We start from the raw sequence: 25,502 nt of genomic DNA on the forward strand, positions 1-25,502 counted from the left end.
GATGCGCCGTGCGGGTCGGGACAACCAGAGCGCGGTCATCGGGGGACCGGCGCTCCCTGGCTCCGGGATGACGGACACAGCAGACTGGGCGCATGGACCGTGCAGCCCTCGCCGACTTCCTCCGCCGCCGACGGGAGCTGCTCCGCCCGGAGGACGTCGGGATCGGCGCGGGCGCGCGACGGCGCACCCCGGGCCTCCGTCGTGAAGAGGTGGCGGCCCTCGCCGGCATGTCCGTCGACTACTACACGCGACTCGAACAGCAGCGTGGCCCGCAGCCGTCGGAGCAGATGGTCGCCGCGATCGCCCGTGCCCTCCGGTGCTCGCTCGACGAACGCGACCACCTGTTCCACCTGACCGGGCAGAACGCGCCCGTCCGGATGCACCGCGCCGACCACGTCGACCCCGCGATCCTCCGCGTGCTGGACCGGCTGGCGGACACCCCGGCGATCGTCGTGAACCACCTGGGGGAAACTCTCGTCGAGAACCCGATGGCGGCGGCGCTCCTCGGCACGTCCGTGGGTCTGGCCGGCAACGAGCGGTACCAGGCGTGGCGGTGGTTCGTGAGCGGCACCGAACGGGCGAAGTACGCGGCCGAGCAGCACGAACACCTGGGCCGGGTCGTGGTGGCGTCGCTCCGGGCCGCGGTCGGGCTGGCCGGGCCCGGGGACCGACGGGCGACCGAACTCATCGCGGAACTCGAACGGCGGAGCCCCGAGTTCGCCGAGCTCTGGGCCCTGCACGAGGTCGCGAGTCGCTGGTCGGACAACAAGACCATCGTGCAGCCCGAACTCGGCCGGATCACCGTCGACTGCCAGGTCCTGCACACGGACGACCAGGCGCAGGCGCTGCTGCTGTTCACCGCTCCCGCGGGCAGCGAGGACGCGCAGAAGCTCGAGCTGCTCGGCGTCGTCGGCCAGCAGTCCTTCGACGCTTCGGCTGCGCCCCACTGAACTGGTGTCCTGGCGGTGCAGGACGCCTCCGGGCCTCCCGCACCCAGCCAACGCCCCGCCGAGTGCGGGGCGTTGTGTCGTGGGGGCAGCAGTGTGGTGCGCCTGCAACACCACGTCACACACCTGGCAGGTGCGACGACACCGTGCTTAGGGTGGTGCGGTGAGCACTCCGCGCGTGTACGTCATCCACGAGAACCCCGAGTGGTTCCCGCCGCTCGCCGCCGCCTTCGAGGCCGAGGGCGTCCCGGTGCAGGAGATCCTCCTGACCGAGGGACAGGTCGACCTGGCCGCCGAGCCGGAGCCGGGCGTCTACTGGAGCCGGATGTCGGCCAGCAGTCACACCCGCGGGCACGAGCACAGCAAGGAGTACACCCGGGCGCTGCTCGGCTGGCTCGAGCGCGCCGGGCGACAGGTCGTCGGCGGCAGCCACGTCCTCGAGCTCGAGGTGTCGAAGGTCGCCCAGCACGGACTGCTCCGCGCCGCGGGCTTCGACGTGCCCCGGACGACCGCGGTGTTCGGCACGACGACGCTCAAGCAGTCCGCGGCCACCTTCACGAACGGTCAGGACGTCCCGTTCATCACGAAGCACAACCAGGGCGGCAAGGGCCTCGGCGTCCGCCGCTTCGACTCGCTGGCCGAGTTCGACGCGTACGTCGACAGCCCCGAGTTCGAGGCGCCGGTCGACGGCATCACGCTGCTGCAGGAGTACCTGACGGCGCGCGAGCCGTTCATCACCCGGGCCGAGTTCGTCGGTGGCGAGTTCGTCTACGCGGTCCGCGTCGACACGAGCGCCGGCAGCTTCGAGCTCTGCCCGGCGGACGCGTGCGAGGTCCCGCAGACCATCGCGGGTGCGGTGTGCGACGTCCCGGGTACCGACGGCGGTGCCACCGAGACGTTCTCGGTCCGCACCGAGGTCGCCGCGGACCACCCGCTGGTCCAGCAGCTGCGCGGCTTCCTCGCCGACCAGCGCATCCAGATCGCCGGTGTCGAGTTCATGGAGACCACCGACGGGCGCACCGTCGTGTACGACATCAACACGAACACGAACTACAACCCCGCCGTCGAGGCGGTCGCGCCCGCCTCCGGGCCGCGCTCGATCGCCCGCTTCCTCGGCGGCCTGCTCGACGCGGAGTACGCGGCCGCCGCAGCGCACGCCTGACCTGACGCGGCCAGCAGCCCGCGCGGCCCCGGCCGTACCGTCCTGACCATCCACCGGACGGGAGGCACGCCCCACCACCCGGGGCGCGCCTCCCGTCCGTCCCTCCTCACCACCCAAGGAACCTCCCCGTGCGATTCGGATACTGGACCCCGCTCTTCGGCGGCTGGCTGCGCAACGTCGACGACGAGCAGATGCCGGTCACGTTCGACTACGTGAAGCTCCTGGCGCAGCGCGCCGAGCGGATCGGGTTCGACCTGACGCTCGTGCCGGAGCTGAACCTCAACGACATCAAGGGCGTCGCGGCGCCGAGTCTCGAGGCGTGGGCCCTGGCGGCGGCGATCGCGGCGACCACCGAGCGCCTCGAGATCATGGCGGCGATGCGTCCCGGGTACCACCTGCCGGCGGTGACCGCGAAGCAGGCGGCGACGATCGACGACATCTCCGGCGGCCGGTTCACCTTCAACGTGGTGAGCGCCTGGTGGGCCGAGGAAGCGCGTCAGTACGGCGGCATCTTCTCCGAGCACGACGACCGTTACAAGCGCACCGCCGAGTTCGTCGAGATCCTGAAGGGCCTGTGGCGGGAGACCCCGTACAGCTTCCACGGCGACTACTACGACGTCGAGAACGCCCACCTCGAGCCGAAGCCCCGCGTCACCCCGCGCATCTACGCCGGCGGCGAGAGCGAGGCCGGCAAGGCGAGCATCACCCACTACGCCGACGCCTACCTGACCCACGGCGGCACGGTCGAGGAACTCCGGACGAAGATCTCCGAGATGCGTCAGCGTCGTGAGGACGCGGGGCTGCCGCCGTTCGAGGCGTTCGGGATGGCGGCCTACGCGATCGTCCGCGAGACCGAGGAGGAAGCGCAGGCCGAGCTGGCCCGCATCACCGACGTACAGCACGGCAAGGCGTACGAGTCGTACCAGGACTTCATCTCGAAGTCGCAGCTCGAGCACGTCCCCTCGCTCGAGGACTACTCGGTGTCGAACCGGGGCCTCCGTCCGCAGTTCGTCGGCACGCCGGAGCAGGTCGCCGCGCGGATCCGCGAGTACGAGGACGCCGGGGTCGACACGCTGCTGCTGCAGTTCTCACCGCAGCTCGAGGAGATGGAGCGCTTCGGCGAACAGGTCATCCCGCTCGTCCGCGCGTCGGTGCCGGCAGACGCCGAGGCGGAAGCCGAAGCCGAGGCGGTGTCCTGATGGCCGCCGAGGACGACTGGGCCTTCGAGACCCGGCAGATCCGGGCCGGCTTCAAGTCCGACCCGGGCTTCGGCGGGAACGTGCCGCCGATCGCGCAGACCGCTGCGTTCGTGTACCCGTCCGGCGAGGACGCTGCCGACCGTTTCCTGCTCAACGCACCGGGGCACACGTACTCCCGCGTGAACAACCCCTCGGCGGCGGCGCTGGAGCGTCGGATCGCCGACCTCGAGGGTGGGGTCGCCGCCCTGGCGCTGGCGTCCGGGCAGGCGGCGACGTCGTTGGCGGTGCTGGGCCTCGCCCGCGCCGGGGACCACGTCGTCTCGAGCGCCTCGCTGTACGGCGCGACGTACACGCTCTTCGCGTCGACCCTGAAGGACCTGGGGATCGCGTTCACCTTCGTGCAGGACCCGACCGACCTGGACGAGTGGGCCGCCGCCGTGCGCCCCGAGACCCGGGCGTTCTTCGGGGAGTCGATCCCGAACCCGCGCGGCGACGTCCTGGACTTCGCCGGGGTGGCCGGGGTCGCCCACGACGCCGGGGTCCCGCTGATCGTCGACAACACGATCGCGACGCCGTACCTGGTCCGGCCGATCGAGCACGGCGCGGACATCGTCGTGCACTCGGCGACGAAGTACCTCGCCGGACACGGCAGTGCGATCGCCGGGCTCATCGTCGACGCCGGCTCGTTCGACTGGGCCGCGTACCCGGAGAAGTACCCGCAGCTGACGACGACCGAGCACTCGGGGTTCTCGGGCACGAACTTCGCCGAGAAGTTCGGGCGCCGCGCCTTCATCCAGCGCACCCGGTCGAAGCTGTCGGCGGACCTCGGTCCGGCGATCGCCCCGTTCAACGCCTTCCTGGTGCTGCAGGGCATCCAGACCCTGTCGCTCCGGATGGACCGGCACGTGTCGAACGCGGCGACGGTGGCGTCCTGGCTGGACGCGCACGAGCAGGTCGAGCACGTGCACTACGCCGGCCTGCCGAGCTCGCCGTGGCACCACCTGCAGCAGCGCTACGTGCCGAAGGGGCCGTCGAGCGTCCTGGCGTTCGACCTGGCCGGCGGGGTCGCGGCCGGCCGCCGGTTCGTCGCCGCGCTGGAGCTCTTCGACCACGTCTCGAACATCGGTGACGTCCGGTCCCTGGTGGTGCACCCGGCGTCGACCACCCACGTGCAGATGGCCCCGTCCGAGCGCGCGGCCGCCGGTGTCGGCGAGGGGCTGATCCGGCTGTCGATCGGCCTGGAACACATCGACGACGTCATCGCGGACCTGCGGCGCGGGTTCGCCGCAGCGGCCGACGCGACCGGAGCCCGACCCGGACGGGGATAGGTTGGTCGCATGACGTCGACGCCCGCTCCGGATCGGGTGCGGACGCGCGCACCGGGCAAGATCAACGTCCACCTGTCCGTCGGGGCGCTGCAGGACGACGGCTACCACGACATCGCCACCGCCTACCAGGCCGTGTCCCTGTACGAGGACGTCACCGCCGAGCGCGCCGACGACTTCTCGGTACGGTTCACCGGTCCGATCGACACCTCGTCCGTGCCGACGGACGACACGAACCTGGCGATCCGCGCCGCCCGTCTGGTCGCCCGGACCGCGGGCCACCGCGGCGGCGTGCACCTGACGATCGACAAGCAGGTGCCGGTCGCCGGTGGCATGGGCGGAGGCTCGGCGGACGCCGCCGCGACCCTCCTGGCCGTCGACACCCTGTGGGGCACCGGCCTCGGGCGGGACGAACTGCTGCGCCTGGCGGCCGAACTCGGCGCCGACGTGCCGTTCGCCTTCGCCGGGGGCACCGCCGTCGGCACCGGTCGTGGTGACGAACTCAGCCCGGCGCTGGCGAAGGGCGAGTTCCACTGGGTCCTCGCGCTCAGCGAGACCGGTCTCTCGACCCCGGCGGTGTACCGCGCCCTCGACGAGCACCGGGAGCGCTACCGGGCCGACATCTCGCCCGCACCGCGCACCCCCGTCGTCGAGGCGCAGGTGCTGCAGGCCCTCCGCGCCGGCGACGCCGAGCTCCTGGCCGAGAACCTGCACAACGACCTGCAGGCCCCTGCCATGCGTCTGCAGCCGGCGCTGGCGGAGACGCTGGAGCTGGGGGAGCGCTCCGGCGCCCTCGCCGGACTGGTGTCCGGCAGCGGGCCGACGGTGGCGTTCCTCGTGCCGGACCGCGACGCCGCACTCGAGGTGCAGGTCGCGCTCAGTGCGTCCGGCTTCGTGGCGCTGCGGGCGAACGGCCCCGTGCACGGCGCCCGCGTCCTGCACTGACGGCGGACGGCGACCGGACCGGCCGTCGACCGGACCGGACCGGACGTCGTTCGGTCGGGGTGACCGTCAGGAGCGGACGAACTCCGTCATGATGACCTTGCCGGTCTGCCAGTTGTGCACCGGACGGAACCCGCGCTCCGCGAGCACGGCCTTCAGTTCGGGCCGGATCGTGCGCGACGTGCCGCCGACGTACCAGACGGTGTCGATGTCGCCGAGACGGGCGGGGACCGTCGAGGCGAGGTCCGCGTTCCGGTTCCACAGCACGCCCTGGTCGGCACCGTTCGCGCCGACGGCCAGGTCGGTGAGTCCGGCGAACGCCTCCGGGTACGAGACCTTGATGATCTCCGCCGTCGTCGTCGGGTGGCGGTAGACACTGCCGAAGACGACGCCCTCGTTCGCGCTCGGGCGAGCGGCGCGCTCGGTGCTGATGATCGACGCGGCCTGGGCCCAGGTCGAGTCGGACTTGGCCTCCGGCCCCTTCACGACGACGGCAGTGGGGACCGACAGGACGACGAGCGCGGCGACGGCGACCGCGAGCAGCGCCCTCGGCCGGATCAACGTCAGGGCCAGGGCGATGAGGACCGCGACGAACGGCAGGCTCAGTGACGCGTACTTCGGGGAGTAGAGACGCTCGCCCAGCGCGGTCGCGAGCAGGAGGACCGTGGTCGGGACGACGACGAGCGGGAGCGCCACACGGACGGCCTGCGCCCGCACGACGGCGCGGGCGGACGGCGCCTGACGACGCGCGTGCACCAGGGCGGTGGCGACGCCGATCGCCATGAGCGTCCACGCCATCGCAGCGTACGGGCCGGAGGCGCCGAACCACGCCGTCGAGAAGACCTGCCGGAACGTGCCGGTGCCGATGCCCTTGATCCAGCCGATCTGCTTCGCCTGGGACGACACCACGAGGACGAACGGCGTGACGACCACCGCGGCGGTGGCTGCGGCGGCGACCCACCGGACCAGGACGCGACGGGTGACGAGCGGGGTGCCGGGCATCCGGCCGGTGCGCGAGAAGGTGGCCAGGCGGAGGTCGTGCCGCTCGGCGAGCAGCGTCCAGGCGAGGGCCACGGCGTGTGCGACGACCGCGAGCGAGAGGTACACGTTGAACGCGACCGCGACGACGGCGAGCACGCCGTACGCCACCCACCAGCCGGTCGCCCGGCCCCGTCGGCTGCGACGGAGGGCGGTCAGTCCGACGAGCGTCAGGCAGACGGAGAGGGTCGTGATGGTGGCGTAGGGGCGGCCCTCGGTGCCGGCCCATTGCACCCGGGGCAGGAGCAGGAACACGATGCCCGCGGTGATCCCGAGGCGCTTGCCGCCGATCCGACGACCGAGGGCGACCACGAGTGCGGCGGCGACGCCGACGGCCAGTGCGCTCGGCAGTCGCAGCGTGAACGGCGTGTAGCCGACCAGCCAGAACCAGACGTGGATGAGTGCGTAGTAGACACCGTGCACCGCGTCGACGGTGTGCAGCTCGGCCCACAGCTGGGGCCAGGAACGCTGCGCGCTGGTGACGGTCGCGGCCTCGTCGTACCAGAGTGACGGGACCCACGAGAAGGCCGCCGCGATGACGACGCCGAGTGCACCGATGGTGAGCTCCGGGGTGCGGACAGCGGTGGTGGCGGCGGCCGAGACGGCGCCGCGGAGACCGCCACGGACCGGCACGTGGCGGACCGCGTGCGGGACGCCGATGCTGCCGGTACGGGGAGAACTCACGCCGGAGACGGTACCGAGCGCCGCTGGACGGGAACCGCACATACAGCCCCCCGAGCCGGTGAGTGTCCACAAGCCGATGGTCGGCGTTCCACAGTTAGGGTCGTCGTCATGACGCAGCTCCGGATCCGTGACGCCGCGACGTACCTCGGGGTCAGCGACGACACCGTGCGCCGCCTGGTCGAGGGCGGCACCTTCAGCCGCGCGACGGACGCCGTCGGACGGGCGGTCGTCGACGGTCGGGAGCTCGCCGAGTACGCCCGTTCGCGGGGCGACCAGCTCGCCGACCCCTCGGGCGTCCGGAGCTCGGCACGGAACCGCTTCGTCGGCATCGTCACCGGGCTCGTCGTCGACACCGTGATGGCCCAGGTCGAGCTGCAGTGCGGCCCGCACCGGGTCGTCTCGCTGATGAGTTCCGAAGCCGTCCGCGACCTCGGACTCGAGATCGGGTCGGTCGCCGTCGCCTCGGTCAAGGCCACGATGGTCACGGTCGAGACACCGGGTCCGGAGGAGGACGCATGACCGTCAGCACCGCACGCCGCCGACTCGGCTCGCGGACGGCGGCGCTCGCCGGCTCCGGCCCGGACGTCCTGGAACTACTCGGGCGGGCGCGGGTCCTGGTCGTCGGTGCCGGTGGGCTCGGTGCGCCGGTGGTCTCCTACCTGGCGGGCAGTGGGCTCGGACGCCTGACGATCGTGGACGACGACGTCGTGGACGGCTCGAACCTGGCCCGGCAGACGCTCTTCACCACTGCGGACGTCGGCGCCGCGAAGGCCGAGGTCGCTGCAACCCGGGCCCGCGCGGTCGATCCCGAGCTCGACGTCGTCGCGGTCGTCGGTCGCTTCCGGCCCGAGCACGTCGCGGGGCACGACGTCGTGGTCGACGCCGCCGACGCGGTGGACGTCACGCGGGCGATCTCGGACGCCTGTGCACCGCTCGGGATCCCGTTCGTCTGGGGCACCGTGCTGTCCTACGACGGCCAGGTCTCGGTCTTCCGCGACGCGGGGGACGACGGCATCGACTTCCACGACCTGCACCCCGAGGTCCTGCCCGACGAGGGCTCGTGCGCGATCGACGGTGTCCTGCCGGCGCTCTGCGGGGCGGTCGGGTCGGTGATGGCCGCGCAGGTGACGGCCCTCGTCGCCGGCCTCGGAGAACCGTTGCTCGGCCGACTCCTGACGGTCGACGCCCGGCGCTGGCGGTGGACCGAGAGCCCGATCCGACGTGGGCCGGCGTCGCGACGTCCCACGGGCCTCCAGGCCGGAGCGGCAGGAGCGGCCTCGGCCGCCCCACGCATCTCGCCCGCGGCGCTCGCCGCCCGCCTGGCCGATCCGGCCGACACCCTGACCCTCGTCGACGTCCGCACCGCCGAGGAGTGGGCCACCGGCGTCATCGCCGGCTCGGTGCACGGCGACGCCGCCCTGCCGGACGGGGACGTCGTCGTCACCTGCGCGCGCGGGCCGCGGGCCGACGCATGGGCGCGGACCGTCGGGAGGCCCGTCACCGTCCTCGACGGCGGTGTCGACGCCTGGCGTCGCGAGGGGTTACCCCTCTCACCGAACTGATCCGCTGCTGCGGGTAGGATCGTCGCACCGGTCCGCACCTGCGGATCACCTAGGTGAGTGAGAAGGCCCCTCCGATGCGACAGCGCACACAGTTGACGACCGTCCTGACCACCGGCGTGCTGCTGGCCCTGGCGCTCGCTGGCTGCGCGAGCACGCCAGCAGCCGGGGGTGCCAGCACGACGCCGGGCCCATCGTCGGGCACATCGTCGAACGCCGTGCCCACGGGCTCGATCACGGTGTTCGCCGCCGCGTCGCTGCAGAAGACCTTCACGACGCTCGGACACGACTTCGAGCAGGCGCACCCGGGCACCACCGTCACGTTCTCGTTCGCCGGCTCGAGCGACCTGGTCTCCCAGATCCAGAACGGCGCCCCCGCCGACGTCATCGCCTCGGCGGACCAGGCCACGACGGCGAAGCTCGGCAAGCAGAGCCTCGCCAGCGGTTCACCGCAGGACTTCGCGACGAACACGCTCGAGATCGCCGTGGCCCCGGGCAACCCGCACCACATCCGGGACCTGGCGGACCTGGACGACTCCGGCGTGCAGCTCGTGACCTGTGCCGCCCCGGTGCCGTGCGGCGCTGCGACGGCCGCGGTGGAACGCTCGAGCGGTGTCGACCTGCACCCGGTCAGCGAGGAGCAGTCCGTCACCGACGTCCTCGGCAAGGTGCGCTCCGGCCAGGCCGATGCCGGCATCGTCTACCGCACCGACGTGCAGGGTGCCGGTGCGGACGTCGACGGGGTGCCGTTCGCGGCCGCGTCCGACGCGGTGAACACCTACCCGATCAGCGTCCTGCGCGACGCGGCGAACCCCGCGCTCGCCCGGGTCTTCACGTCGTACGTCCTGTCGTCCGCCGGCCAGCGGACCCTGGGCGACGCCGGCTTCGGCAGGCCCTGAGCCCCGTGCCGGACGCACAGCCCAGCGGCCACCGGGACGGCCGCCGCAGCCGCCGCAGCCGCCGCAGCCGCCCGGCGGTGCGCGGCCCGGTCCCGTGGTGGCTGCCGGTCCCCGCGGTGCTCGGCGGCCTGTTCGTCGTCGTCCCCGTGCTCGCGATGGTCGGTCGGGTCCAGTGGGGGTCCTTCGTCGCGCTGGTGACCTCACCCGCGTCGCTGACCGCGCTCGGGCTGAGCCTCGGCACGGCGACCGCGGCGACCGGCATCGCGTTCGTCCTCGGGTACCCGCTGGCGGTCCTGTTCGCGCGGTCGCGCTCACGCTGGACCGGGGTGGCACGGGCCGTGGTGCTGCTGCCGCTGGTCCTGCCGCCCGTGGTCGGCGGGTTGGCCCTGCTCGCCGCGTTCGGTCGGCTCGGCGTCGTCGGTGCGTTCCTCGACGAGCACGGGTTGCGGATCGCGTTCACCACGGCGGCGGTCGTGATCGCGCAGACGTTCGTGGCGATGCCGTTCCTGGTGTCGTCGATCGAGGGGGCGCTCCGCGTCGAGGGAGACCGGTACGAGCGGGTCGCCGCCACGCTCGGCGCCGGTCCGACGCGCACGTTCCTGACGGTCACCACGCCCCGGGTGCTGCCCGGCATCACGGCCGGCCTGGTCCTCTGCTTCGCCCGGGCACTCGGCGAGTTCGGTGCGACCCTCACCTTCGCGGGCAGTCTGCAGGGCGTCACCCGGACCCTCCCGCTCGAGGTGTACCTCCAGCGTGAGATCGACCCGGACACCGCGGTCGCACTCGCGCTGGTGCTCGTCGTCGTCGCGGTCCTGGTGATCGGGCTGGCCTCGGTCCGGACCCGCGGAGCCGCGCTGTGACGGCCGGGCCGGCCGACCTGGTCGACCCGGCCGGCTTGGTCGCCCACGTCGTCCGTCACGACCGCGGCGTCGACGACGGTGGACTTGCCGGCACCGTTCGGGCCGATCAGGGCGACGCACTCGGTCGGTCCGACGGTCAGGGCGACGTCGACGCCGTCGCGGGCCTCCTCGCCCTCGACGCCGGCGAGGTCCGCTCCGCCGGGCGACTGCTCGCCGGCCCGGGCCGCAGCGTCCCGGCACACCGCCGCCGCGTCGGCCTGGTCGCCCAGCGCCCCGACCTGTTCCCGCACCGGAGCGTGCTGGCGAACGTCGCCTTCGGTCCGCGGGCTGCCGGACGCTCCGGCCGGGAGGTCCGCCACACCGCCCGTCAGGCCCTGGCCGCCGTCGGGGTGGCCGAGCTGGCAGACCGCGCACCCGGGACCCTCTCGGGTGGTCAGGCCCAGCGCGTCGCGATCGCCCGGGCCCTGGCGGCGGACCCGTCGGTGGTCCTGCTCGACGAACCGACCTCGGCGCTCGACGTCGGCGCGCGGCAGGAGGTCCGCGCAGCCCTCCGCACCGCCGTCGCCGGCCGCCCGAGCCTGCTCGTGACGCACGACCCGGTCGAGGTGATGGCCCTCGCGGATCGTGTCGTCGTGCTCGAGGACGGCCGCGTGGTCGAGGAGGGGCGTCCCGCCGACGTCCTCGCCCGACCCCGGAGTGCCTTCGCGGCGACGTTCTCGGGCCTCATGGTCCTGCACGGCACGGCGACGGCGGACGGTCTCGTGCTGGACCGTGCCGCTCCCGGTGCCGGGAGCCGGCCCGACGACGGGGGCCGGCTGGTGTCGGGGACGCACGGCGTGCCTCCCGGCCGTGCCGTCTCGGCCGCGCACCACCCGACCGCGGCCGTCGTCACCCGCGCGGACCAGGACGCCCGGGGCGGGCTGCTCCGGACCGTCACCGAGCTGGAGCCGCGCGACGGACTGGTGCGGGTACGGGCCGGGGAGCTCACGGCGGACCTGACGCTCGCCGCGGTCGCGGCGCTCGGGCTGACACCGGGGACACCCGTGCGGGTGCAGATCCCGCCTGCCGAGCTCACGGTGTGGGAGCGCTGACGACCCTGCCGTCGTGGTGCTGGCCGCGGCCCGGTCCGAGCTTCCGGAACCGGCCGTCCCAGCCTCCGGAACCGGCCGTCTCAGCCGCCGGCGAAGGGCGGCATGACGTCCACGACGTCGACCCCGACGAGCGACGTCGAGCGGTCGCGGGTGGTCACGCCGTCGACCAGGTAGGAGCAGCGCTCCTGCAGTGCGGTCCAGCGGTCGACGTCGGTGGCCTCGACCCGCCGGAGGGCGTCGTCGAGGGAGTCCGCCGTGACGGTCGTCTCGTCGAGCCCGACCGCGGCACGGGCGGCGGCGAAGAAGCGCAGCGTGGTCATGTCCGTCATCCTCCGATCGCGCTCATGCCCCGGGTGGGGTGCACGAAGCCGTCGCTGTCGTCGCCGTGGTCGCGCGGCTTCGCCCACATCGCCCGACGCCACCGGTCGAGGACCACGTCGTCGTCGGCACCGGCGCGCAGCGGTCCGAGCAGATCGACCTCGTCGTCCGAGAACAGGCAGCTGCGGACGTGGCCGTCGGCGGTCAAACGGGTGCGGGTGCAGTCGGCGCAGAAGGACTCGGTGATGCTCGCGATGACGCCGACCGTGCCGAGGTCCTGTCCGGTCGCCCGGGACCGCACGCGGTAGCGCTCGGCCGGGGCACCGTTCCGCGGGGCCTCGTCGGGAGTGAGTTCGTAGTCGACGCTGAGGATCTCGCGGATCTGCACGGCGGTGATCATCGTCGACGCGTCCCAGGCGTGGCCCGGGTCCAGCGGCATCTGCTCGATGAAGCGCAGTTCGTGGCCGCGCTCGAGGCACCAGGCCAGCAGCTCGGAGGCCAGGTGGTCGTTGACCCCGCGCATCAGGACCGCGTTGACCTTCACCCCGAGGCCGGCGTCGGCGGCGGCCGCGATGCCCTCGAGGACCCGGTCGAGGAACGGCCGACGGGTGACCTCGGCGAAGACGTCCGGGTCGACGGTGTCGAGCGAGACGTTGAGCCGGTGCAGTCCGGCGGCGCGGAGGGCGGCGGCGCGTCCGGCGAGCCCGATGGCGTTCGTGGTGAGCGAGAGTTCGAGGTCGGGGTGGGCGGCCGCGCTCCGGGCGATCACGTCGACCAGGTCCTTGCGGAGCAGGGGTTCGCCGCCGGTGAAGCGGACCTTGCGGATACCGAGCTGCTCCGCGCCGAGGCCCACCAGCCGGGCGATCTCGTCCGCCGACATCAGCGCGGCATCGGGCGCGAAGGGCAGCCCCTCGGCCGGCATGCAGTACGTGCAGCGGAGGTTGCAGCGTTCGGTCAGTGAGACCCGGAGGTCCACCGCGTACCGGCCGAAGCGGTCCACCAGGCCGGGGTCACCGGCGGGACGCGGCGGCAGGTCGGTGCGGTCCAGGGGTCCGGGCGCCGGCGCCTCGGGGTGGACCCGACGCATCAGGTCCGACGAGGGGAGGAGCTGACCCGTCGAGGGCAGCATCTGGGCCGGCATCGCCTCAGGATACGGTGCCGTCGCTGCGATCCGGGTGGACCGTGTCGTGGCGCACCGCGTCTCGGCCGAGCAGCCGGTCACGCCAGCGCAGCCAGTCCTCGCGGCGGGTGCGGACGAGGGTGACGACGAGCACGACGGCGATCGCCGCGAGCAGCCACCACCGGTAGGCGACCACCGAGGGCCACACCCCGCGCAGGGCGATCGCGAGCGTCAGGGACAGCCACTCCCACCGGCCGGAGAGCACCACGAACGGGATGAGCAGCAGTGCGTACCAGGGGTAGCGCGGGGTCACGGCGAGGAAGGTCACGCCGATCATGAACACCTGGCCGGACCAGGGGTTCGCCGGGTCGGACAGCCGCCAGGCCAGCACCGCGGCGACGAGCACGACGAGCCCCACCACGATCGTCGCGGCGTCCCCGGGCACGACCTTCGCGACCAGGGCGAACCGCGAGCCGTCCTCGTACCCCTCTTCCGACAGGTACCCGGGCAGGTACCCGAGGACCTTCGGGCCGGTCGTCAGCACGTAGGGCACGTAGAGCAGCCCGAACGTGGCGATGCCGACCGGGATCGCCCACCAGCTGCGCCACCGCCCGAGCAGCGCCGGGTACACGATCGCCGGGATGAGCTTCGTCGCGGTCGCGGCGCCGAGCGCGATGCCGCCCCAGATCGGGCGACCGAACGCGACGAGCACGGCGCCCGCGGTGGCCAGGGCCGCGCCGACCACGTCGACGTGCGAGTTCGTGACGGCCTCGGCGGCGACGAGCGGGGACCAGGCCCAGAGCGCGGCCCACCAGGTGGGACGGCCCAGGCGACGGAGGACGACGAGCAGCCCGACGGTGACGCCGAGCGAGACGACGAGTCCGGCGAACTGGAACGGCAGGTACTGCGCGGTGGCGGGGACGAACGCCCGCACCAGCGCGAACCACAGCTCGGCCATCGGCGGGTAGATCGTCGGGACGTCAGGGCGGTTGATCGCCGTGCAGTGGCCGAGCCGACCGTCGCCGAGACCGCGGAACCGGGGCTTGATGTCGTCGCACGTGCCGTTCACCTTGTCGGGGAACAACCAGTCCGGGCGGAGGTGCTGCAGCACGTCCGACTGCGGGGTGTGCAGGTACGGCGAGATGCCCGCGTGCTGCACGATGCCGTCCCAGGCGTAGCGTGCGGAGTCGGTGCTCGTGTTCGGTGGTCCGATCAGGGCCGCGATGCCGACGATCACCGCTCCACCGAGGACGATCCGCGTCACCAGGTGCGGGGGCACGAACCTGAGCGCCAGCACGGCGCCTGCGAAGACCGTCCAAGCGATGAGGGTCCACGCAACGAATGGAGAGCGATGACCCTCCCGGAGGAACCCCAGATGCGTGACACCCACCGCGATGACGATGCCGAGCACCAGCACGCCCACGACGGCGAGCGCGGTCGGGACGAGCACGCTCGAGGCGAGCGCTCGTCGGTCGAGACGGGTCGGACGCAGTCGTTCGCTCATGGTCCGACGACAGTAGCGGGGGTGCAGCGCCTGATGCGCCACACCCGTGACGCGATGGCCTCGCCGAACCGCACCGCCCGCAGCGCCGTGGTCACCGGCCGCCTGCTCGGCATCGCGTTCCTGGTCTGCTTCCTGACCGGCGTCTACAGCCACCTGCTGCAGGAGCCCCTCGGCTGGATGCGCTTCCCGACCCGGCCCGTGCAGCTCTACCAGTTCACGCAGGGCCTGCACATCACGGCGGGCATCGCGATCATCCCGCTGCTGCTCGCGAAGCTCAACGTCGTGATGCCAGCGCTGGTGCAGACCCCGCCGGTCCGGAGCGTCCTGCACCTGCTCGAGCGTGCGTCGATCGCGGTGTTCGTGGCGTCCGCGCTCGTGCAGGTCGTCACCGGTCTGCTCAACACCTACCAGTGGTACCCGTGGCCGTTCCCGTTCAAGCAGGTGCACAACGCGCTGGCGTACGTGCTGATCGGGTCGCTGCTCATCCACATCGGCACGAAGCTGCAGATCATCACTCGGTACTGGCGGAAGCGGGACTCCTTCGACGCGCAGGGCCGCTTCGTCGCCGACGCGACGGTGGGCAGCGAGTTGCCGGATCCGAACGACCCGGCCGGACAGGAGGCCCGTCCCGGCTCCGCCTCACCCTCCGGCGGGTTCGTCGGACGCCTCCACCGCTGGATCGACGGCACTCCCGCCCCCGGTCCGGTCGCACCGGCGACCGACACCGTCCCGGTGACGCGGACCGCCGCGTCCGCCGACGGCCGCCGTCAGCGCGTCGCCCGCCGTGGGTTCATCGCCGGCGTCACCGCGGCCACCGCGGGCGTCGTCGCCCTGACGGTCGGACAGTCCTCGGCCGTCGGTGAACCGTTCAACGTCTTCGGTCCCCGCAAGCGGCACCTCGGCCAGAACGGACTGCCGGTGAACCGCACCGCCCGCGCCGCTGGCGTCCTCGCCACCGCGACCGCCGCCGACTGGGCACTCACGGTCGCCGGCCCCTCGGTCAGCCGGACGTTCTCCCGTGCCGAGCTGATCGCCCTCGGCCAGACCGAGGCGCGCCTGCCGATCGCGTGCGTCGAGGGCTGGAGCCAGATGGCGACGTGGAAGGGGGTCCGGATGCGCGACCTCCTCGCCGCGGTGCAGGTCGCCCCGGACGTGCACGTCCGGGTGACGAGCCTGGAGCGGCACGGCGGCTACCGGATCATGGAGATGGGGCCGGAGTACACCGCCGACCCGACGACCCTGATCGCCCTCGAGCTGAACGGCGAGAAGCTCGACCTGGAACACGGGTTCCCCGCCCGGATCATCGCGCCCGGCCGTCCGGGTGTGCTGCAGACGAAGTGGATCGAACGGATCGAGGTCATCGCATGAGCGCCGTCGTCGTCGACAACCGGGTCCGCACGGCCCGCATCGTGCTGGTCGTCCTGGGCGTGCTGGTCCTGGCGTTCGGCGCCTGGGTCCTCGTGACCACCGTCCGGCCGAACCGGATCGGTGGGCTGGCGACCTGGCTCCTCGGCGCCGTCGTGCTGCACGACGCGATCCTGTCCCCGTTCGTCCTGGCCGTCGGCATGGGGCTCCGGCGGGCCGGTCGCTCCCTCCACAGATGGGTGCTCGTCGTGGTGCAGGCGGCCGTCGTCCTCGGCAGCGTCCTGGCGCTGGTGGTGCTGCCGGAGATCGCGGCGAAGGCACACGGCACGAAGAACGACACCGTGTTGCCGTTCGACTACACGACGCGGTTGCTCGTGGTCGAGGGAGTCCTGGTCGCCGTCGTGGTGATCGCCCTGGTGGTGGGCGCGGTCACGGCTCGGCGTCGGTCGGACCAACCTGTGGTTGCAGGGACAACCTCTCCCTAGGATGAGGGCATGACCGACGACACCCCCTGGCTCTCCCGCGAGCAGCTCCGGGCGTGGATGGGGTTCGTCGCCGTCATGGAACTCCTGCCGGCAGCGCTCGACCACCAGCTGCAGCGCGACGCCGACCTGACGATGTTCGACTACATGGTCATCGCGATGCTGTCCGAGACCGAGCTCCACACGCTCCGGATGTCGGTGCTGGCCTCGGCCACGAACGCCTCGTTGCCGCGGTTGTCCCACGTCGTGTCCCGGCTCGAGAAGCGGGGGCTCGTCGCCCGGTGCCCCTCGACCGAGGACCGCCGAGCCACCGACGTCCGGCTCACCGACGCCGGCTTCGACCACATCGTCGCCGCAGCGCCCGGGCACGTCCGGACCGCCCGACGCCTGGTCATCGACGCACTGTCGGACGAGCAGGTCGCGGAACTCGACGGCATCTCCCGCGTGCTCCTCAGTCGCGTCGACCCCGAGGGACGCTTCGCCGCGGTGGCGAACATCCCCGACGACGAGCCGACGATCTGCGAGGGGCGGCTGACCGGCACCGCCGACGACGCCTTCCCGGACGTGGTCGACGGCGTGACCTACCGGCCGGCAACCCGGGAGGACCTGCCCCTGCTGCGCCGGGCGAGCCTCGACGCGATGAACTGGTCGGGTGAGCGGTTCACCGACGCCGACCTCGACCGGCCCGAGTTCGCGCACTACTTCGTGGCCTTCGACCCGGACCGGAGCACGGACGACCCGGACCGGAGCGCGGACGCCCCGACCGACCGTCGCCCCGCCGACCTGGGCGTCGTGGCCTCCGACACCGACGGGCCGCTCGGCGTCGCCTGGGCCGTGCACCTGCCCGCCAGCGACCCGGGCTACGGCTTCGTCGCCGAGGACGTCCCCGAACTCACGCTCGCCGTCGATGCCCGAGCGCGCGGCCGTGGTGTCGGCTCGGCCCTGCTCGCCCGGCTCGTCGCCGCCGGCCGGAGCGCGGGCTGGCCGGGGATCAGCCTGAGCGTCGAGGACGGCAACACCGGTGCCCGGATCCTCTACGAACGCGTCGGCTTCCGCACGGTCGGACGCAACGGCGACTCCGACACCCTGCAGCTGCTGTACTGACCGCCGCTAGGCTCACCGGTATGAGCCATGCCGCCGACCAGCCCGCCGAGACCTACAGCTACCTCGGACCGGCCGGCACCTTCACCGAGGCGGCCCTCAAGCTCGTCGAGGCCGCCGTCGGCAAGCCCTGGCGGAGCGTCAACAACGTCGGCGAAGCACTCGACGACGTCGTCACCGGACGCTCGGTCGGCGCGGTGATCGCGATCGAGAACAGCGTCGACGGCGGGGTCAGCGCCACGCAGGACGCCCTGGCCCGGATCCCCGGCGTGCGGATCGTGGGGGAGTACCTGGTCCCCGTCGACTTCGTCCTCGTCGCCCGACCCGGCACCGCGCTCGCCGACGTCCGCACCGTCAACGCCCACCCCGTCGCCTACGCGCAGACACATCGGTGGCTCGAGGCGAACGTCCCCGGGCACGGGCACATCCCGGCCTCGTCGAACGTCGCCGCGGCCGCGGAACTGCTCGCGGAGCACTCGGTCGCGGACGCAGCCGTCGCCCCGCCCGGCATCACGGACCACTACGACCTGGCGGTGCTCGCGGACTCCATCGGCGAGAACGCCAGCGCCGTGACCCGGTTCGTGCTCGTCTCGAAGACGCTCGCGCTGCCGGAGCGCACGGGTGCGGACAAGACCAGCGTCGTCGTCGAACTGCCGAACGAACACCCCGGCGCCCTGGTCGACATGCTCGAGCAGTTCGCCACCCGCGGCATCAACATGGGCCTGTTGTCGTCGCGGCCGATCGGTGACGAACTCGGTCGGTACCGGTTCGTCATCGACCTCGACGGCCACGTGCGGGACGAACGGGTCGCGGACGCGCTGCTCGGACTGCGGCGCTTCAGCCCGCGTGTCACGTTCCTCGGGTCGTATCCCCGGGCGGACGGTGTCCGCTCCGAGGTGTCGCCGCGCTACTCCGATCAGGCGTTCGTCGAGGCGCGCGACTGGCTGCGCGCGATCGTGAGCGGCGAGCCGGACGCGAGCTGAGCCTCCCGGCCCGTTCCGCCGGAACGGAACAGTCCGCGGTCCGGCGCGTCGTCAGCGGCGGCGGGTCGCCCGCGTCTGGTCTTCCGGGCCCGCGACACGGACGGTCAACCCGCCCGGGTCGATGCGCGCACGGAACGCCACGACCTCGCCCACGGGGTCGCCGTCGATCTCGAACTCGTCCGGACGCTCCAGGCGGGCCGTGAACTCCTCGCCGCGCAGGTAGCGCAACGGACGCTCCTCACGCGCCTTCGTGACGATGCGCTTGCCGATCTCGGTGTTGCCGAGCGCCGAGCGGCGGACGGAGCGGAGGATCGCGTTCTCCCACAGCATCCGGGCGGCGATCCGGACCCAGCCGAAGAAGCCCCGGGGACGCATCACGACGATGTCGAACACGCCGTCGTCGATCTCGGCGTCGGGCAGCAGCGTCGCGCCGGCTTGCAGCATGCCGCAGTTGCCGACGATCAGGGAGTGCGCGCGGACCGAGCGGTTGGACTCACCGTCCAGGCGGTACCGGAACTCGAACGCGCTGGCGTCCCGCAACGAGCGGACCAGCGAGTCGACGTAGGCGAGCCAGCCGACCTTCTTCTTCAGGTCGTCGTTCGTGTTCGCGAGCATCCGGGCGTCGAGGCCCAGGCCGGCCATCACGAGGAAGCCGAACTGCTCGCGCGAGCCGTCCTCCCGCTCGACCCCGACGGTGCCGAAGTCGATCGGCCGGTCCTCGCCGTGGAAGATCGTGTGCGCGCTCGCACCCAGGTCGTCGATCGGCGCCGGGATGTTGCGGGCGAGCAGGTTGCCGGTGCCGCTCGGCAGCAGCGCGAGGGCCGCGTCGGAGCCGTGCACGACCTCGGCGACCGCGCGGACCGTGCCGTCACCGCCCGCAGCGGCGATCACGTCGGCGCCGGCGTCGAGGGCCTCGCGGGCCATGCCGCCGCCCGGGTCCTCCTCACTCGTGGCGTACCACTTGGTCTCGGCCCAGCCGGCTTCGCGCTGGTACCGGTTCACGGTGCGCTTCAGCGTCGGCAGGTGGACCTTGACGGGGTTGTAGATGACTGCGGCGGTGCGCTGCTCCGTTGCGGGGGCGTCCTCCGGCACAGCGGTGGCATCCGAGGGCGTCGACATGCGATCAACGCTACCGAACAGGTGCTGCGCGGTCCGGAACGCGGCCACGAGACGGACGGGAGGCGCGGATCGGCCGTGCCACGGGCCTCCCGTCCGGTGGTTCACCGGCTGGTCATCCGTGGCTGGGTAAGCTGGGCCGGTGATCGACCCCCAGCTGTTGCGCGACGAACCGGACCTCATCAAGGCCTCGCAGGCGGCGCGCGGCGCCTCCGTCGACGTCGTCGACCAGGCCGTCGCAGCCGATTCCGCCCGACGGGCGGCAATCACCACGTTCGAGGCGCTCCGCGCCGAGCAGAACGCGTTCGGCAAGACCGTCGCCAAGGCGCCGAAGGACGAGAAGGCCGCGCTCGTGCAGCAGGCCCAGGCGCTCTCCGCGAAGGTGAAGGAGGCCCAGGCCACCGTCACCGCGGCCGAGGACACCTTCAACACGGTCGTCCGCTCGATCCCGAACGTCGTCATGCCCGACGTGCCCGCCGGGGGCGAGGACGACTTCGTCACCCTCCGCACCGTCGGCACCAAGCCGGAGTTCTCGTTCGAACCGAAGGACCACGCCGACCTCGGCGAGTCCCTCGGCATCATCGACATCGCCCGCGGCGTCAAGGTCTCCGGCTCGCGCTTCTACTTCCTGCGCGGCATGGGTGCCCGACTCGAGATCGCGCTGATGTCGCTCGGCCTCGACCGTGCCGTCGCGCACGGGTTCGAGCCGCTCATCACGCCGACGCTCGTGCGCCCCGAGACGATGGCCGGCACCGGCTTCCTCGGCGAGCACGCGGCCGAGGTCTACCGCCTCGAAGCCGACGACCTGTACCTGACCGGCACCAGCGAGGTCGCCCTCGCCGGGTACCACGCCGACGAGATCCTGCAGTTCCCGGACGGCGACGACCAGGCCCTCCGCTACGCCGGCTGGTCCACCTGCTACCGCCGCGAAGCCGGGTCCGCGGGTCGCGACAACCGCGGCATCCTCCGCGTGCACCAGTTCAACAAGCTCGAGATGTTCGCCTACGTCCACCCGGACCAGGCCGACGCCGAGCACCAGCGGCTGATGTCCTACCAGGAGTCGATGCTGCAGGACCTCGGGCTGCACTACCGCGTCATCGAGACCGCGGCCGGCGACCTCGGCACGAGCGCCGCACGCAAGTACGACCTCGAAGCGTGGGTCCCGACGCAGGGCACCTACCGCGAGCTCACCTCGACGTCGAACTGCACGACCTTCCAGGCCCGTCGCCTCGACATCCGGTACCGCACCGAGAGCGGCAAGACCGCCCCGGTCGCCACGCTCAACGGCACCCTCGCCACCACCCGCTGGCTCGTCGCGATCCTCGAGACCCACCAGCAGGAGGACGGCTCGGTCGTCATCCCCGAGGTGCTCCGTCCGTACCTCGGCGGCGTCGAGGTGATCGAGCCCCGATGAGCTCCTCCCGCGGATTCGTCGACGGTTCCGAGGCATCGGGGTCGGGCCTCGCTGCGGCTTCGGCTTCGGGCTCGGCCCGTGCCGCGGAGCCCGCGCGGGTCAAGCGCTGGCTCGTCGCCCTCGACATCGACGGCACCACCATGCGCGAGGACGGCGTCGTCACCGACACCGTCATCCAGGCGCTCCTCGACACCGAAGCCGCCGGGCACGAGGTCATGCTCTCCACCGGTCGCAGCGAGGGCATGACCGTCCCGCTGCTCGAACGGCTCGGCATCCAGCCGAAGTACCTGGTCTGCGCCAACGGTGCGCTCACCCTGAAGCGCACCGAGTCCGGCGCGTACGAGCGCGTGCACGTCGAGACGTTCGACCCGACCGAGGTCCTGCAGACGATCCGCGGTGCCCTCGAGAACGGGGCCTACGGGGTCGAGGACGAGACCGGGCACTACCTGCTCTCCGGCGACTTCCCCGACGACACCATGACGGCGTCCGGCGACCACGTCGAGTTCGAGCGCCTGCTCGGTGTCCAGGCCACCCGTGTCGTCGTGATCTCCCCGGAGCACGGCCTCGAGGAGTTCCTGGACATCGTCGACAAGATGGGCCTGCACAAGGTCTCGTACACGGTCGGCTGGACCGCGTGGCTCGACATCGCACCCGAAGGGGTCACCAAGGCGACGGCCATGGAGCGCGTCCGCGAGTGGCTCGACATCCCGCGCTCGCGCGTCTTCGCGGCCGGTGACGGACGAAACGACATCGACATGCTGCGGTGGGCCTCCACCTCGGGCCGCGGGGTCGTCATGGGGCAGGCGCCCGACGACGTCGTGGACGCGGGCAACGAGCTGACGGGCGGCGTCACGGACGACGGGCTCGCGGCGGCACTGGACACGTTGCCGCGCTGACGGCTGTTCCGGCTGACGGGCGCTGGCTGCGCGCGGGCCGGGAGGCTCGGTAGACTGCTCGGGACCCGGTCACGTCTCGCCACGTGGTCGGGTCACGGAGGGTTGTCCGAGCGGCCGATGGAGCCTGTCTTGAAAACAGGTGGGCAGAGATGTCTCGTGGGTTCGAATCCCACACCCTCCGCTCCAGCATCTCGGTCGTGACCGATGAGGGGTCCTCGCAGGGCCCCGGATGAGGGCACCGCGTCGACCTAGCGTCGAGGGCATGGACATCACCACACGCTCCGTCGCCGTCATCGGCGGCACCTCCGGCATCGGCCTGGAACTCGCACGGCGCTTCCGTGACGCCGGCAGCCGGGTCGTCGTCGGCGGCCGGCGAGCCGACGTGCTCGACCAGCTCGCCGCCGAGGGCTTCGGCACCGTCTCGATCGACGTCACCGACGACGACTCCGTCACCACCGCCCGCGACACCGTGCTCGACCTGCTGCCCGACCTCGACACCGTCGTGACCATGTCGGGCATTGGCGTCGCCGAGGACCTCCGCGACCCAGCGCACTTCGCCGACGCCGCCCGAATGGTCGACGTCAACCTGCTCGGTACGATCCGGGTGGTCGACGCCTTCACGCCGCACCTGCTCCGACAGGGCAGCGGCACGATCGTCACCGTCAGCTCGGGCATCGGCTTCCTGCCGTTCCCGCTGATGGCGACGTACGCCGCCACGAAGGCGGCGGTGCACGCCTACAGCGAGGCGCTCCGGGCACAGCTCGCCGAGACGGGGATCGACGTCGCCGAACTCGTGCCCCCGGCGGTGAACACCACGATGGGCGCCACCAACCCGAACGCGCTGGACCTCGGCGACTTCGGTGCCGAGGTGATGGCGATCCTGGCACAGGACCCCACCCCGCACGAGCTCTTGGTGCAGGGTGTCCTCATGCACCGGTGGGCAGAACGTGACGGCACGTACGACGACCTGGTCACTCAGCGCTCCCGGGCTCTGGCGACGCTGCCCGGACGGTCGGGCTCAGCGGCGTGACACGCGACGGGGACCCGACCGCGACGCCGACGAACCCGCTCGGCGCGTACCTCCAGGCACGGCGTGGACTCGTCACACCGGAGCAGGTCGGGCTTCCCGTCGGTGGGGTGCGACGCGTGCCGGGCCTCCGCCGTGAAGAGGTCGCGATGCTCGCCGGCGTCAGCACCGACTACTACCTCCGCCTGGAGCGTGGGCGGGACACCCATCCGTCACCCCAGGTCCTCGACGCGCTCGCCCGGGTGCTCATGCTGGACGACGTCGAACGCGCGCACCTGCAGCACCTCGCCGAACCCGTCCGACGTGCACGTCCCCGGCGCACGGTGGAGCGGGTCCCGGCCCGCCTGCACGCCTTGCTGGCCGCACTCCAGGTCCCAGCGTTCATCGAGGGGCGGGCGTTCGACGTCCTCGCGGCGAACGACCTGGCGGCCGCGTTCTCGCCCCGGCTCCGGGTCGGCGAGAACCGGCTCCGCTCCCTGCTGCTCGACGCGGAAGAGCGTGTGTTCCACCGCGATTGGGAGGGTGCCGTCGCGAGCTTCGTCGGAGCCTTCCGGCACTCGGTGGCCGACGAGGTCCATGACCAGCGGGTCGTCGAACTCGTGGGGGAGTTGTCGCTGGCCAGCGGGCGCTTCCGGCAGCTCTGGGCACGGCAGGACGTCCGGGTGCTCGAAGGTGGATCGATGACGGTCGACCACCCGGTCGTGGGGGAGCTGCACCTGCACCGGGACAAGCTGCCGGTCGACGGGCTGCTCCTCGTGCTCTACTACGCCGACCCGGGCAGTGCGAGCGCCGAGCGGCTGGGCATGCTCGCGTCCCTCGCGCGCGAGACATCACCGCACCCCTGACACCGCCGTCGGACACCGGCGACGAACGGCAGCGGGCTCAGCTCGAAGGTTGATCCGAGGTCAGAGGAGGTCGTGCACCCAGTACTCGAGGTTCGGTTCCTCGAAGTCGTTCTCGAGGTACACGAACCCCGCGAGTTCGAACATCCGACGGCTCGGCTCGTTCCGGTGATCCACGCGAGCGAACGCACCACAACCGGCCCCGGCTTCATCGCGAACCGTACGGAGGACGTCGAGCGTCTTACGGAGCAGCACGACGCCGAGGCCGACGCCACGGAAACGGACGTCACGCGCGATGCTCATGACCAGGAGCTGCTCGCCACCGTCGGTCCAGCTGACGCGGGACACTCCGGCGAGTGCGTCGCCGGAGAACGCGAGCAGCGCGTTCTCCTCCGGAGGCAGAGGTGGCCGCAGTCCACGGATCGAGGACTGGACGGCGAGCTCCCACGGCCGCGGGTGAACGTGGTCCCGACGCAGTCGATCCCAGGTGGCGCGTGCAGGGTCAGCGCAGGTGAAGCCCTGCAGAGCCGGGACGTGTTCTCCGGCGAGCCCGACCCAGGTCAGGTCATCCGGCTGCACGCGAGGCGAGCCAGCGGTCGATCACGTCCTTCTCGACGGCCTTCAACGACTTCCGCGCGACCGTCGCGTGGTATTCGGCCACGAGAGCGGCGCGTTCGTCATCGGTGAGGCCGTCGCTGCCGACGTCGCGGCGCGACCGGCCCGGACGAGTCATCGGCAGGCGGGGGAGCATGCATCGATGGTAGTCCCGCGCCACCGACGACCGACGAGCCTGTGGAGAACTCGGCATGCTCGCGTCGCTCGCCCACACGCCACCAGATCGGGGGCATGAGGCGGCTCGCCGACCGCGGTACGGTTGTCGGCGGAGTGTACGGGTCGTTCTGTGCACGGCCTGCAGGACGGACCACGGGGGAAGCACGACCATGACCACGCCGACGTCGGTCCCCGGCCGCGGACCGGACCGCCGCACCGCGATCCTCGAGGCCGCCGCCGTCGAGTTCGACCGCCAGGGCTTCGGCGCCGCGAGCATCTCCGGCATCGCCAAGGCCGCCGAGGTCAGTCAGGGCGCCATCCACTTCCACTTCCGCACGAAGCAGGCCATCGCGCTCGCCGTGATCGACGAGCAGAACGCCCGCACGTTCGAGGCAGTCACCTACGACGGGCCGTCGCCGCTCGGCGGGCTGGTCGAGGCCTCGCGGACGATCGCGGGCCTGCTGCTCGACGACCCGGTCGTCCGCGCCGGCATCCGCCTGTCACTCGAGAACCGGGTCTTCGCCGGCGCGACGTCGTCCTTCTACGACCAGTGGATCGCCAGCGTGGTCGACGTCTTCCGCCTGGCGGTGGCCGCCGGGGAGGTCGGACCGACGGTGACCCCGGAAGCGCTCGGCGCCACCGTCGTCCCGTGGTTCACCGGCGTGCAGCTGGTGTCCGACGTCCGTGCCGCGCGGGTCGACCTGCTGCCGTCGGTGGCGACGATGTGGCGCGTCCTCGCCCACGCCTGCGTGGTCCCGGCGCACCGCGACCGGTTGCTGGCGGTCGTCGACCGCGCCTTCGCCTGACCTGTCGCCGCAAGCCTGACCTCCAGTCATCGGACGGACCTCTCGCGGCAG

26 protein-coding genes and 1 tRNA gene are annotated in these 25,502 nt (G+C 72.3%); 20 read left to right on the top strand and 7 right to left on the bottom strand.

The genetic code is table 11. The annotated features are described in order from the left end of the window. Nucleotides 1–92 precede the first annotated feature (92 nt). From QL987_RS01515 to QL987_RS01535, 5 genes are all read left to right on the top strand, one after another. Nucleotides 93–950 (top strand): helix-turn-helix transcriptional regulator, encoded by an 858-nt coding sequence (locus tag QL987_RS01515; protein ID WP_290155944.1) that lies wholly within the window; start codon nucleotides 93–95, stop codon nucleotides 948–950. A gap of 160 nt (nucleotides 951–1,110) precedes the next feature. Next, nucleotides 1,111–2,109 carry an alpha-L-glutamate ligase gene (locus QL987_RS01520; protein WP_290155945.1) on the top strand — a complete coding sequence of 333 codons (999 nt, stop codon included), beginning with the start codon at nucleotides 1,111–1,113 and terminating at the stop codon, nucleotides 2,107–2,109. Between the two features lie 128 nt (nucleotides 2,110–2,237). Beyond that, on the top strand, nucleotides 2,238–3,308 hold the full coding sequence (locus tag QL987_RS01525; protein ID WP_290155946.1) for an LLM class flavin-dependent oxidoreductase: 1,071 nt from the start codon (nucleotides 2,238–2,240) through the stop codon (nucleotides 3,306–3,308). Continuing rightward, on the top strand, nucleotides 3,308–4,636 hold the full coding sequence (locus QL987_RS01530) for a PLP-dependent transferase (protein ID WP_290155947.1): 1,329 nt from the start codon (nucleotides 3,308–3,310) through the stop codon (nucleotides 4,634–4,636). The genes QL987_RS01525 and QL987_RS01530 overlap by 1 nt, the downstream gene beginning before the upstream one ends. Before the next feature lie 9 nt (nucleotides 4,637–4,645). Next, nucleotides 4,646–5,578: a 4-(cytidine 5'-diphospho)-2-C-methyl-D-erythritol kinase gene (locus tag QL987_RS01535; RefSeq protein WP_111074535.1), complete on the top strand. Its 933-nt coding sequence runs from the start codon at nucleotides 4,646–4,648 to the stop codon at nucleotides 5,576–5,578. Nucleotides 5,579–5,644: 66 nt separating this feature from the next. Here QL987_RS01535 and QL987_RS01540 read toward each other — a convergent pair whose 3' ends face one another. After that, on the bottom strand, nucleotides 5,645–7,297 hold the full coding sequence (locus QL987_RS01540) for a glycosyltransferase family 39 protein (protein WP_290155948.1): 1,653 nt from the start codon (nucleotides 7,295–7,297) through the stop codon (nucleotides 5,645–5,647). Between the two features lie 108 nt (nucleotides 7,298–7,405). On the opposite strand from QL987_RS01540, the gene QL987_RS01545 reads away from it, so the two are divergent. The 5 genes from QL987_RS01545 to QL987_RS01570 all read left to right on the top strand — a co-directional run bounded on the left by QL987_RS01545 (nucleotide 7,406) and on the right by QL987_RS01570 (nucleotide 11,706). Continuing rightward, a complete protein-coding gene (locus tag QL987_RS01545; RefSeq protein WP_111074537.1) occupies nucleotides 7,406–7,816 on the top strand; it encodes a TOBE domain-containing protein in 411 nt (136 codons plus the stop codon). Then, a complete protein-coding gene (locus QL987_RS01550) occupies nucleotides 7,813–8,859 on the top strand; it encodes a ThiF family adenylyltransferase (RefSeq protein ID WP_290155949.1) in 1,047 nt (348 codons plus the stop codon). Before QL987_RS01545 ends, QL987_RS01550 begins: the two co-directional genes overlap by 4 nt. Nucleotides 8,860–8,933: 74 nt before the next feature. After that, the gene (gene modA, locus QL987_RS01555; protein WP_290155950.1) at nucleotides 8,934–9,755 is read left to right on the top strand and encodes a molybdate ABC transporter substrate-binding protein; all 822 of its coding nucleotides are present in this window, start codon (nucleotides 8,934–8,936) and stop codon (nucleotides 9,753–9,755) included. A gap of 77 nt (nucleotides 9,756–9,832) precedes the next feature. Continuing rightward, on the top strand, nucleotides 9,833–10,615 hold the full coding sequence (locus QL987_RS01560; RefSeq protein WP_290155951.1) for an ABC transporter permease: 783 nt from the start codon (nucleotides 9,833–9,835) through the stop codon (nucleotides 10,613–10,615). Beyond that, entirely contained in the window at nucleotides 10,612–11,706 is a 1,095-nt protein-coding gene (locus QL987_RS01570) for an ABC transporter ATP-binding protein (RefSeq protein WP_356839165.1), read from the top strand. Before QL987_RS01560 ends, QL987_RS01570 begins: the two co-directional genes overlap by 4 nt. An 80-nt stretch (nucleotides 11,707–11,786) precedes the next feature. Here the strand turns inward: QL987_RS01570 and QL987_RS01575 are convergent, their stop codons facing one another. From QL987_RS01575 to QL987_RS01585, 3 genes are read right to left on the bottom strand one after another with little or no spacing between them, the layout of a single operon-like run. Continuing rightward, a complete protein-coding gene (locus tag QL987_RS01575) occupies nucleotides 11,787–12,026 on the bottom strand; it encodes a MoaD/ThiS family protein (protein WP_290155953.1) in 240 nt (79 codons plus the stop codon). 5 nt (nucleotides 12,027–12,031) lie between these two features. Continuing rightward, the gene (gene moaA, locus QL987_RS01580) at nucleotides 12,032–13,111 is read right to left on the bottom strand and encodes a GTP 3',8-cyclase MoaA (RefSeq protein ID WP_290155992.1); all 1,080 of its coding nucleotides are present in this window, start codon (nucleotides 13,109–13,111) and stop codon (nucleotides 12,032–12,034) included. A gap of 58 nt (nucleotides 13,112–13,169) precedes the next feature. Then, complete coding sequence (locus tag QL987_RS01585) at nucleotides 13,170–14,648, bottom strand: glycosyltransferase family 87 protein (protein ID WP_290155954.1); 1,479 nt, start codon at nucleotides 14,646–14,648, stop codon at nucleotides 13,170–13,172. A gap of 21 nt (nucleotides 14,649–14,669) precedes the next feature. Between QL987_RS01585 and QL987_RS01590 the strand changes: the two genes are divergently transcribed. From QL987_RS01590 to pheA, 4 genes are read left to right on the top strand one after another with little or no spacing between them, the layout of a single operon-like run. Continuing rightward, a complete protein-coding gene (locus QL987_RS01590) occupies nucleotides 14,670–16,016 on the top strand; it encodes a molybdopterin-dependent oxidoreductase (protein ID WP_290155955.1) in 1,347 nt (448 codons plus the stop codon). Continuing rightward, nucleotides 16,013–16,498, top strand: a complete 486-nt coding sequence (locus tag QL987_RS01595; protein ID WP_290155957.1) for a hypothetical protein — start codon at nucleotides 16,013–16,015, stop codon at nucleotides 16,496–16,498. The genes QL987_RS01590 and QL987_RS01595 overlap by 4 nt, the downstream gene beginning before the upstream one ends. A gap of 9 nt (nucleotides 16,499–16,507) precedes the next feature. Then, nucleotides 16,508–17,599, top strand: coding sequence for a GNAT family N-acetyltransferase (locus tag QL987_RS16885; RefSeq protein ID WP_356839169.1), 1,092 nt, complete (start codon nucleotides 16,508–16,510; stop codon nucleotides 17,597–17,599). Between the two features lie 20 nt (nucleotides 17,600–17,619). Beyond that, complete coding sequence (gene pheA / locus QL987_RS01610) at nucleotides 17,620–18,579, top strand: prephenate dehydratase (RefSeq protein ID WP_111074543.1); 960 nt, start codon at nucleotides 17,620–17,622, stop codon at nucleotides 18,577–18,579. Nucleotides 18,580–18,630: 51 nt separating this feature from the next. Here the strand turns inward: pheA and QL987_RS01615 are convergent, their stop codons facing one another. After that, nucleotides 18,631–19,698, bottom strand: a complete 1,068-nt coding sequence (locus QL987_RS01615; protein WP_253464307.1) for a diacylglycerol kinase family protein — start codon at nucleotides 19,696–19,698, stop codon at nucleotides 18,631–18,633. 139 nt (nucleotides 19,699–19,837) lie between these two features. Between QL987_RS01615 and serS the strand changes: the two genes are divergently transcribed. The 5 genes from serS (at nucleotide 19,838) to QL987_RS01640 (ending at nucleotide 23,877) form a co-directional block, all read left to right on the top strand. Next, nucleotides 19,838–21,109 carry a serine--tRNA ligase gene (gene serS, locus QL987_RS01620; protein WP_290155959.1) on the top strand — a complete coding sequence of 424 codons (1,272 nt, stop codon included), beginning with the start codon at nucleotides 19,838–19,840 and terminating at the stop codon, nucleotides 21,107–21,109. Beyond that, nucleotides 21,106–22,005: an HAD family hydrolase gene (locus QL987_RS01625; RefSeq protein WP_290155960.1), complete on the top strand. Its 900-nt coding sequence runs from the start codon at nucleotides 21,106–21,108 to the stop codon at nucleotides 22,003–22,005. The genes serS and QL987_RS01625 overlap by 4 nt, the downstream gene beginning before the upstream one ends. Nucleotides 22,006–22,101: 96 nt before the next feature. Next, nucleotides 22,102–22,186 (top strand) — tRNA-Ser (locus QL987_RS01630). 81 nt (nucleotides 22,187–22,267) lie between these two features. After that, complete coding sequence (locus tag QL987_RS01635) at nucleotides 22,268–23,035, top strand: SDR family NAD(P)-dependent oxidoreductase (RefSeq protein WP_290155961.1); 768 nt, start codon at nucleotides 22,268–22,270, stop codon at nucleotides 23,033–23,035. Continuing rightward, nucleotides 23,032–23,877, top strand: a complete 846-nt coding sequence (locus tag QL987_RS01640) for a helix-turn-helix transcriptional regulator (RefSeq protein WP_290155963.1) — start codon at nucleotides 23,032–23,034, stop codon at nucleotides 23,875–23,877. The genes QL987_RS01635 and QL987_RS01640 overlap by 4 nt, the downstream gene beginning before the upstream one ends. A gap of 60 nt (nucleotides 23,878–23,937) precedes the next feature. Here the strand turns inward: QL987_RS01640 and QL987_RS01645 are convergent, their stop codons facing one another. Next, entirely contained in the window at nucleotides 23,938–24,453 is a 516-nt protein-coding gene (locus QL987_RS01645) for a GNAT family N-acetyltransferase (protein WP_290155965.1), read from the bottom strand. After that, the gene (locus QL987_RS01650) at nucleotides 24,440–24,625 is read right to left on the bottom strand and encodes a hypothetical protein (RefSeq protein ID WP_166781397.1); all 186 of its coding nucleotides are present in this window, start codon (nucleotides 24,623–24,625) and stop codon (nucleotides 24,440–24,442) included. The genes QL987_RS01645 and QL987_RS01650 overlap by 14 nt, the downstream gene beginning before the upstream one ends. 190 nt (nucleotides 24,626–24,815) lie before the next feature. Between QL987_RS01650 and QL987_RS01655 the strand changes: the two genes are divergently transcribed. Further along, nucleotides 24,816–25,451 (top strand): ScbR family autoregulator-binding transcription factor, encoded by a 636-nt coding sequence (locus tag QL987_RS01655; protein WP_111074588.1) that lies wholly within the window; start codon nucleotides 24,816–24,818, stop codon nucleotides 25,449–25,451. The last annotated feature ends 51 nt before the right edge of the window (nucleotides 25,452–25,502 follow it).

It is taken from the genome of Curtobacterium sp. APC 4022, assembly GCF_030407555.1.
In the GTDB taxonomy this organism is placed as follows: Bacteria; Actinomycetota; Actinomycetes; order Actinomycetales; family Microbacteriaceae; genus Curtobacterium.

What these genes read in the sequence shown, in the direction of transcription:
- QL987_RS01655 (WP_111074588.1), top strand. Translation starts at nt 24,816, where the DNA reads ATGACCACGCCGACGTCGGTCCCCGGCCGCGGACCGGACCGCCGCACC.
- QL987_RS01615 (WP_253464307.1), bottom strand. Translation starts at nt 19,698, where the DNA reads ATGTCGACGCCCTCGGATGCCACCGCTGTGCCGGAGGACGCCCCCGCA.
- QL987_RS01650 (WP_166781397.1), bottom strand. Translation starts at nt 24,625, where the DNA reads ATGCTCCCCCGCCTGCCGATGACTCGTCCGGGCCGGTCGCGCCGCGAC.
- QL987_RS01635 (WP_290155961.1), top strand. Translation starts at nt 22,268, where the DNA reads ATGGACATCACCACACGCTCCGTCGCCGTCATCGGCGGCACCTCCGGC.
- moaA (WP_290155992.1), bottom strand. Translation starts at nt 13,111, where the DNA reads ATGCGTCGGGTCCACCCCGAGGCGCCGGCGCCCGGACCCCTGGACCGC.
- pheA (WP_111074543.1), top strand. Translation starts at nt 17,620, where the DNA reads ATGAGCCATGCCGCCGACCAGCCCGCCGAGACCTACAGCTACCTCGGA.
- QL987_RS01575 (WP_290155953.1), bottom strand. Translation starts at nt 12,026, where the DNA reads ATGACCACGCTGCGCTTCTTCGCCGCCGCCCGTGCCGCGGTCGGGCTC.
- QL987_RS01625 (WP_290155960.1), top strand. Translation starts at nt 21,106, where the DNA reads ATGAGCTCCTCCCGCGGATTCGTCGACGGTTCCGAGGCATCGGGGTCG.
- modA (WP_290155950.1), top strand. Translation starts at nt 8,934, where the DNA reads ATGCGACAGCGCACACAGTTGACGACCGTCCTGACCACCGGCGTGCTG.
- QL987_RS16885 (WP_356839169.1), top strand. Translation starts at nt 16,508, where the DNA reads ATGACCGACGACACCCCCTGGCTCTCCCGCGAGCAGCTCCGGGCGTGG.
- QL987_RS01545 (WP_111074537.1), top strand. Translation starts at nt 7,406, where the DNA reads ATGACGCAGCTCCGGATCCGTGACGCCGCGACGTACCTCGGGGTCAGC.
- QL987_RS01535 (WP_111074535.1), top strand. Translation starts at nt 4,646, where the DNA reads ATGACGTCGACGCCCGCTCCGGATCGGGTGCGGACGCGCGCACCGGGC.
- QL987_RS01585 (WP_290155954.1), bottom strand. Translation starts at nt 14,648, where the DNA reads ATGAGCGAACGACTGCGTCCGACCCGTCTCGACCGACGAGCGCTCGCC.
- QL987_RS01515 (WP_290155944.1), top strand. Translation starts at nt 93, where the DNA reads ATGGACCGTGCAGCCCTCGCCGACTTCCTCCGCCGCCGACGGGAGCTG.
- QL987_RS01550 (WP_290155949.1), top strand. Translation starts at nt 7,813, where the DNA reads ATGACCGTCAGCACCGCACGCCGCCGACTCGGCTCGCGGACGGCGGCG.
- QL987_RS01595 (WP_290155957.1), top strand. Translation starts at nt 16,013, where the DNA reads ATGAGCGCCGTCGTCGTCGACAACCGGGTCCGCACGGCCCGCATCGTG.
- QL987_RS01530 (WP_290155947.1), top strand. Translation starts at nt 3,308, where the DNA reads ATGGCCGCCGAGGACGACTGGGCCTTCGAGACCCGGCAGATCCGGGCC.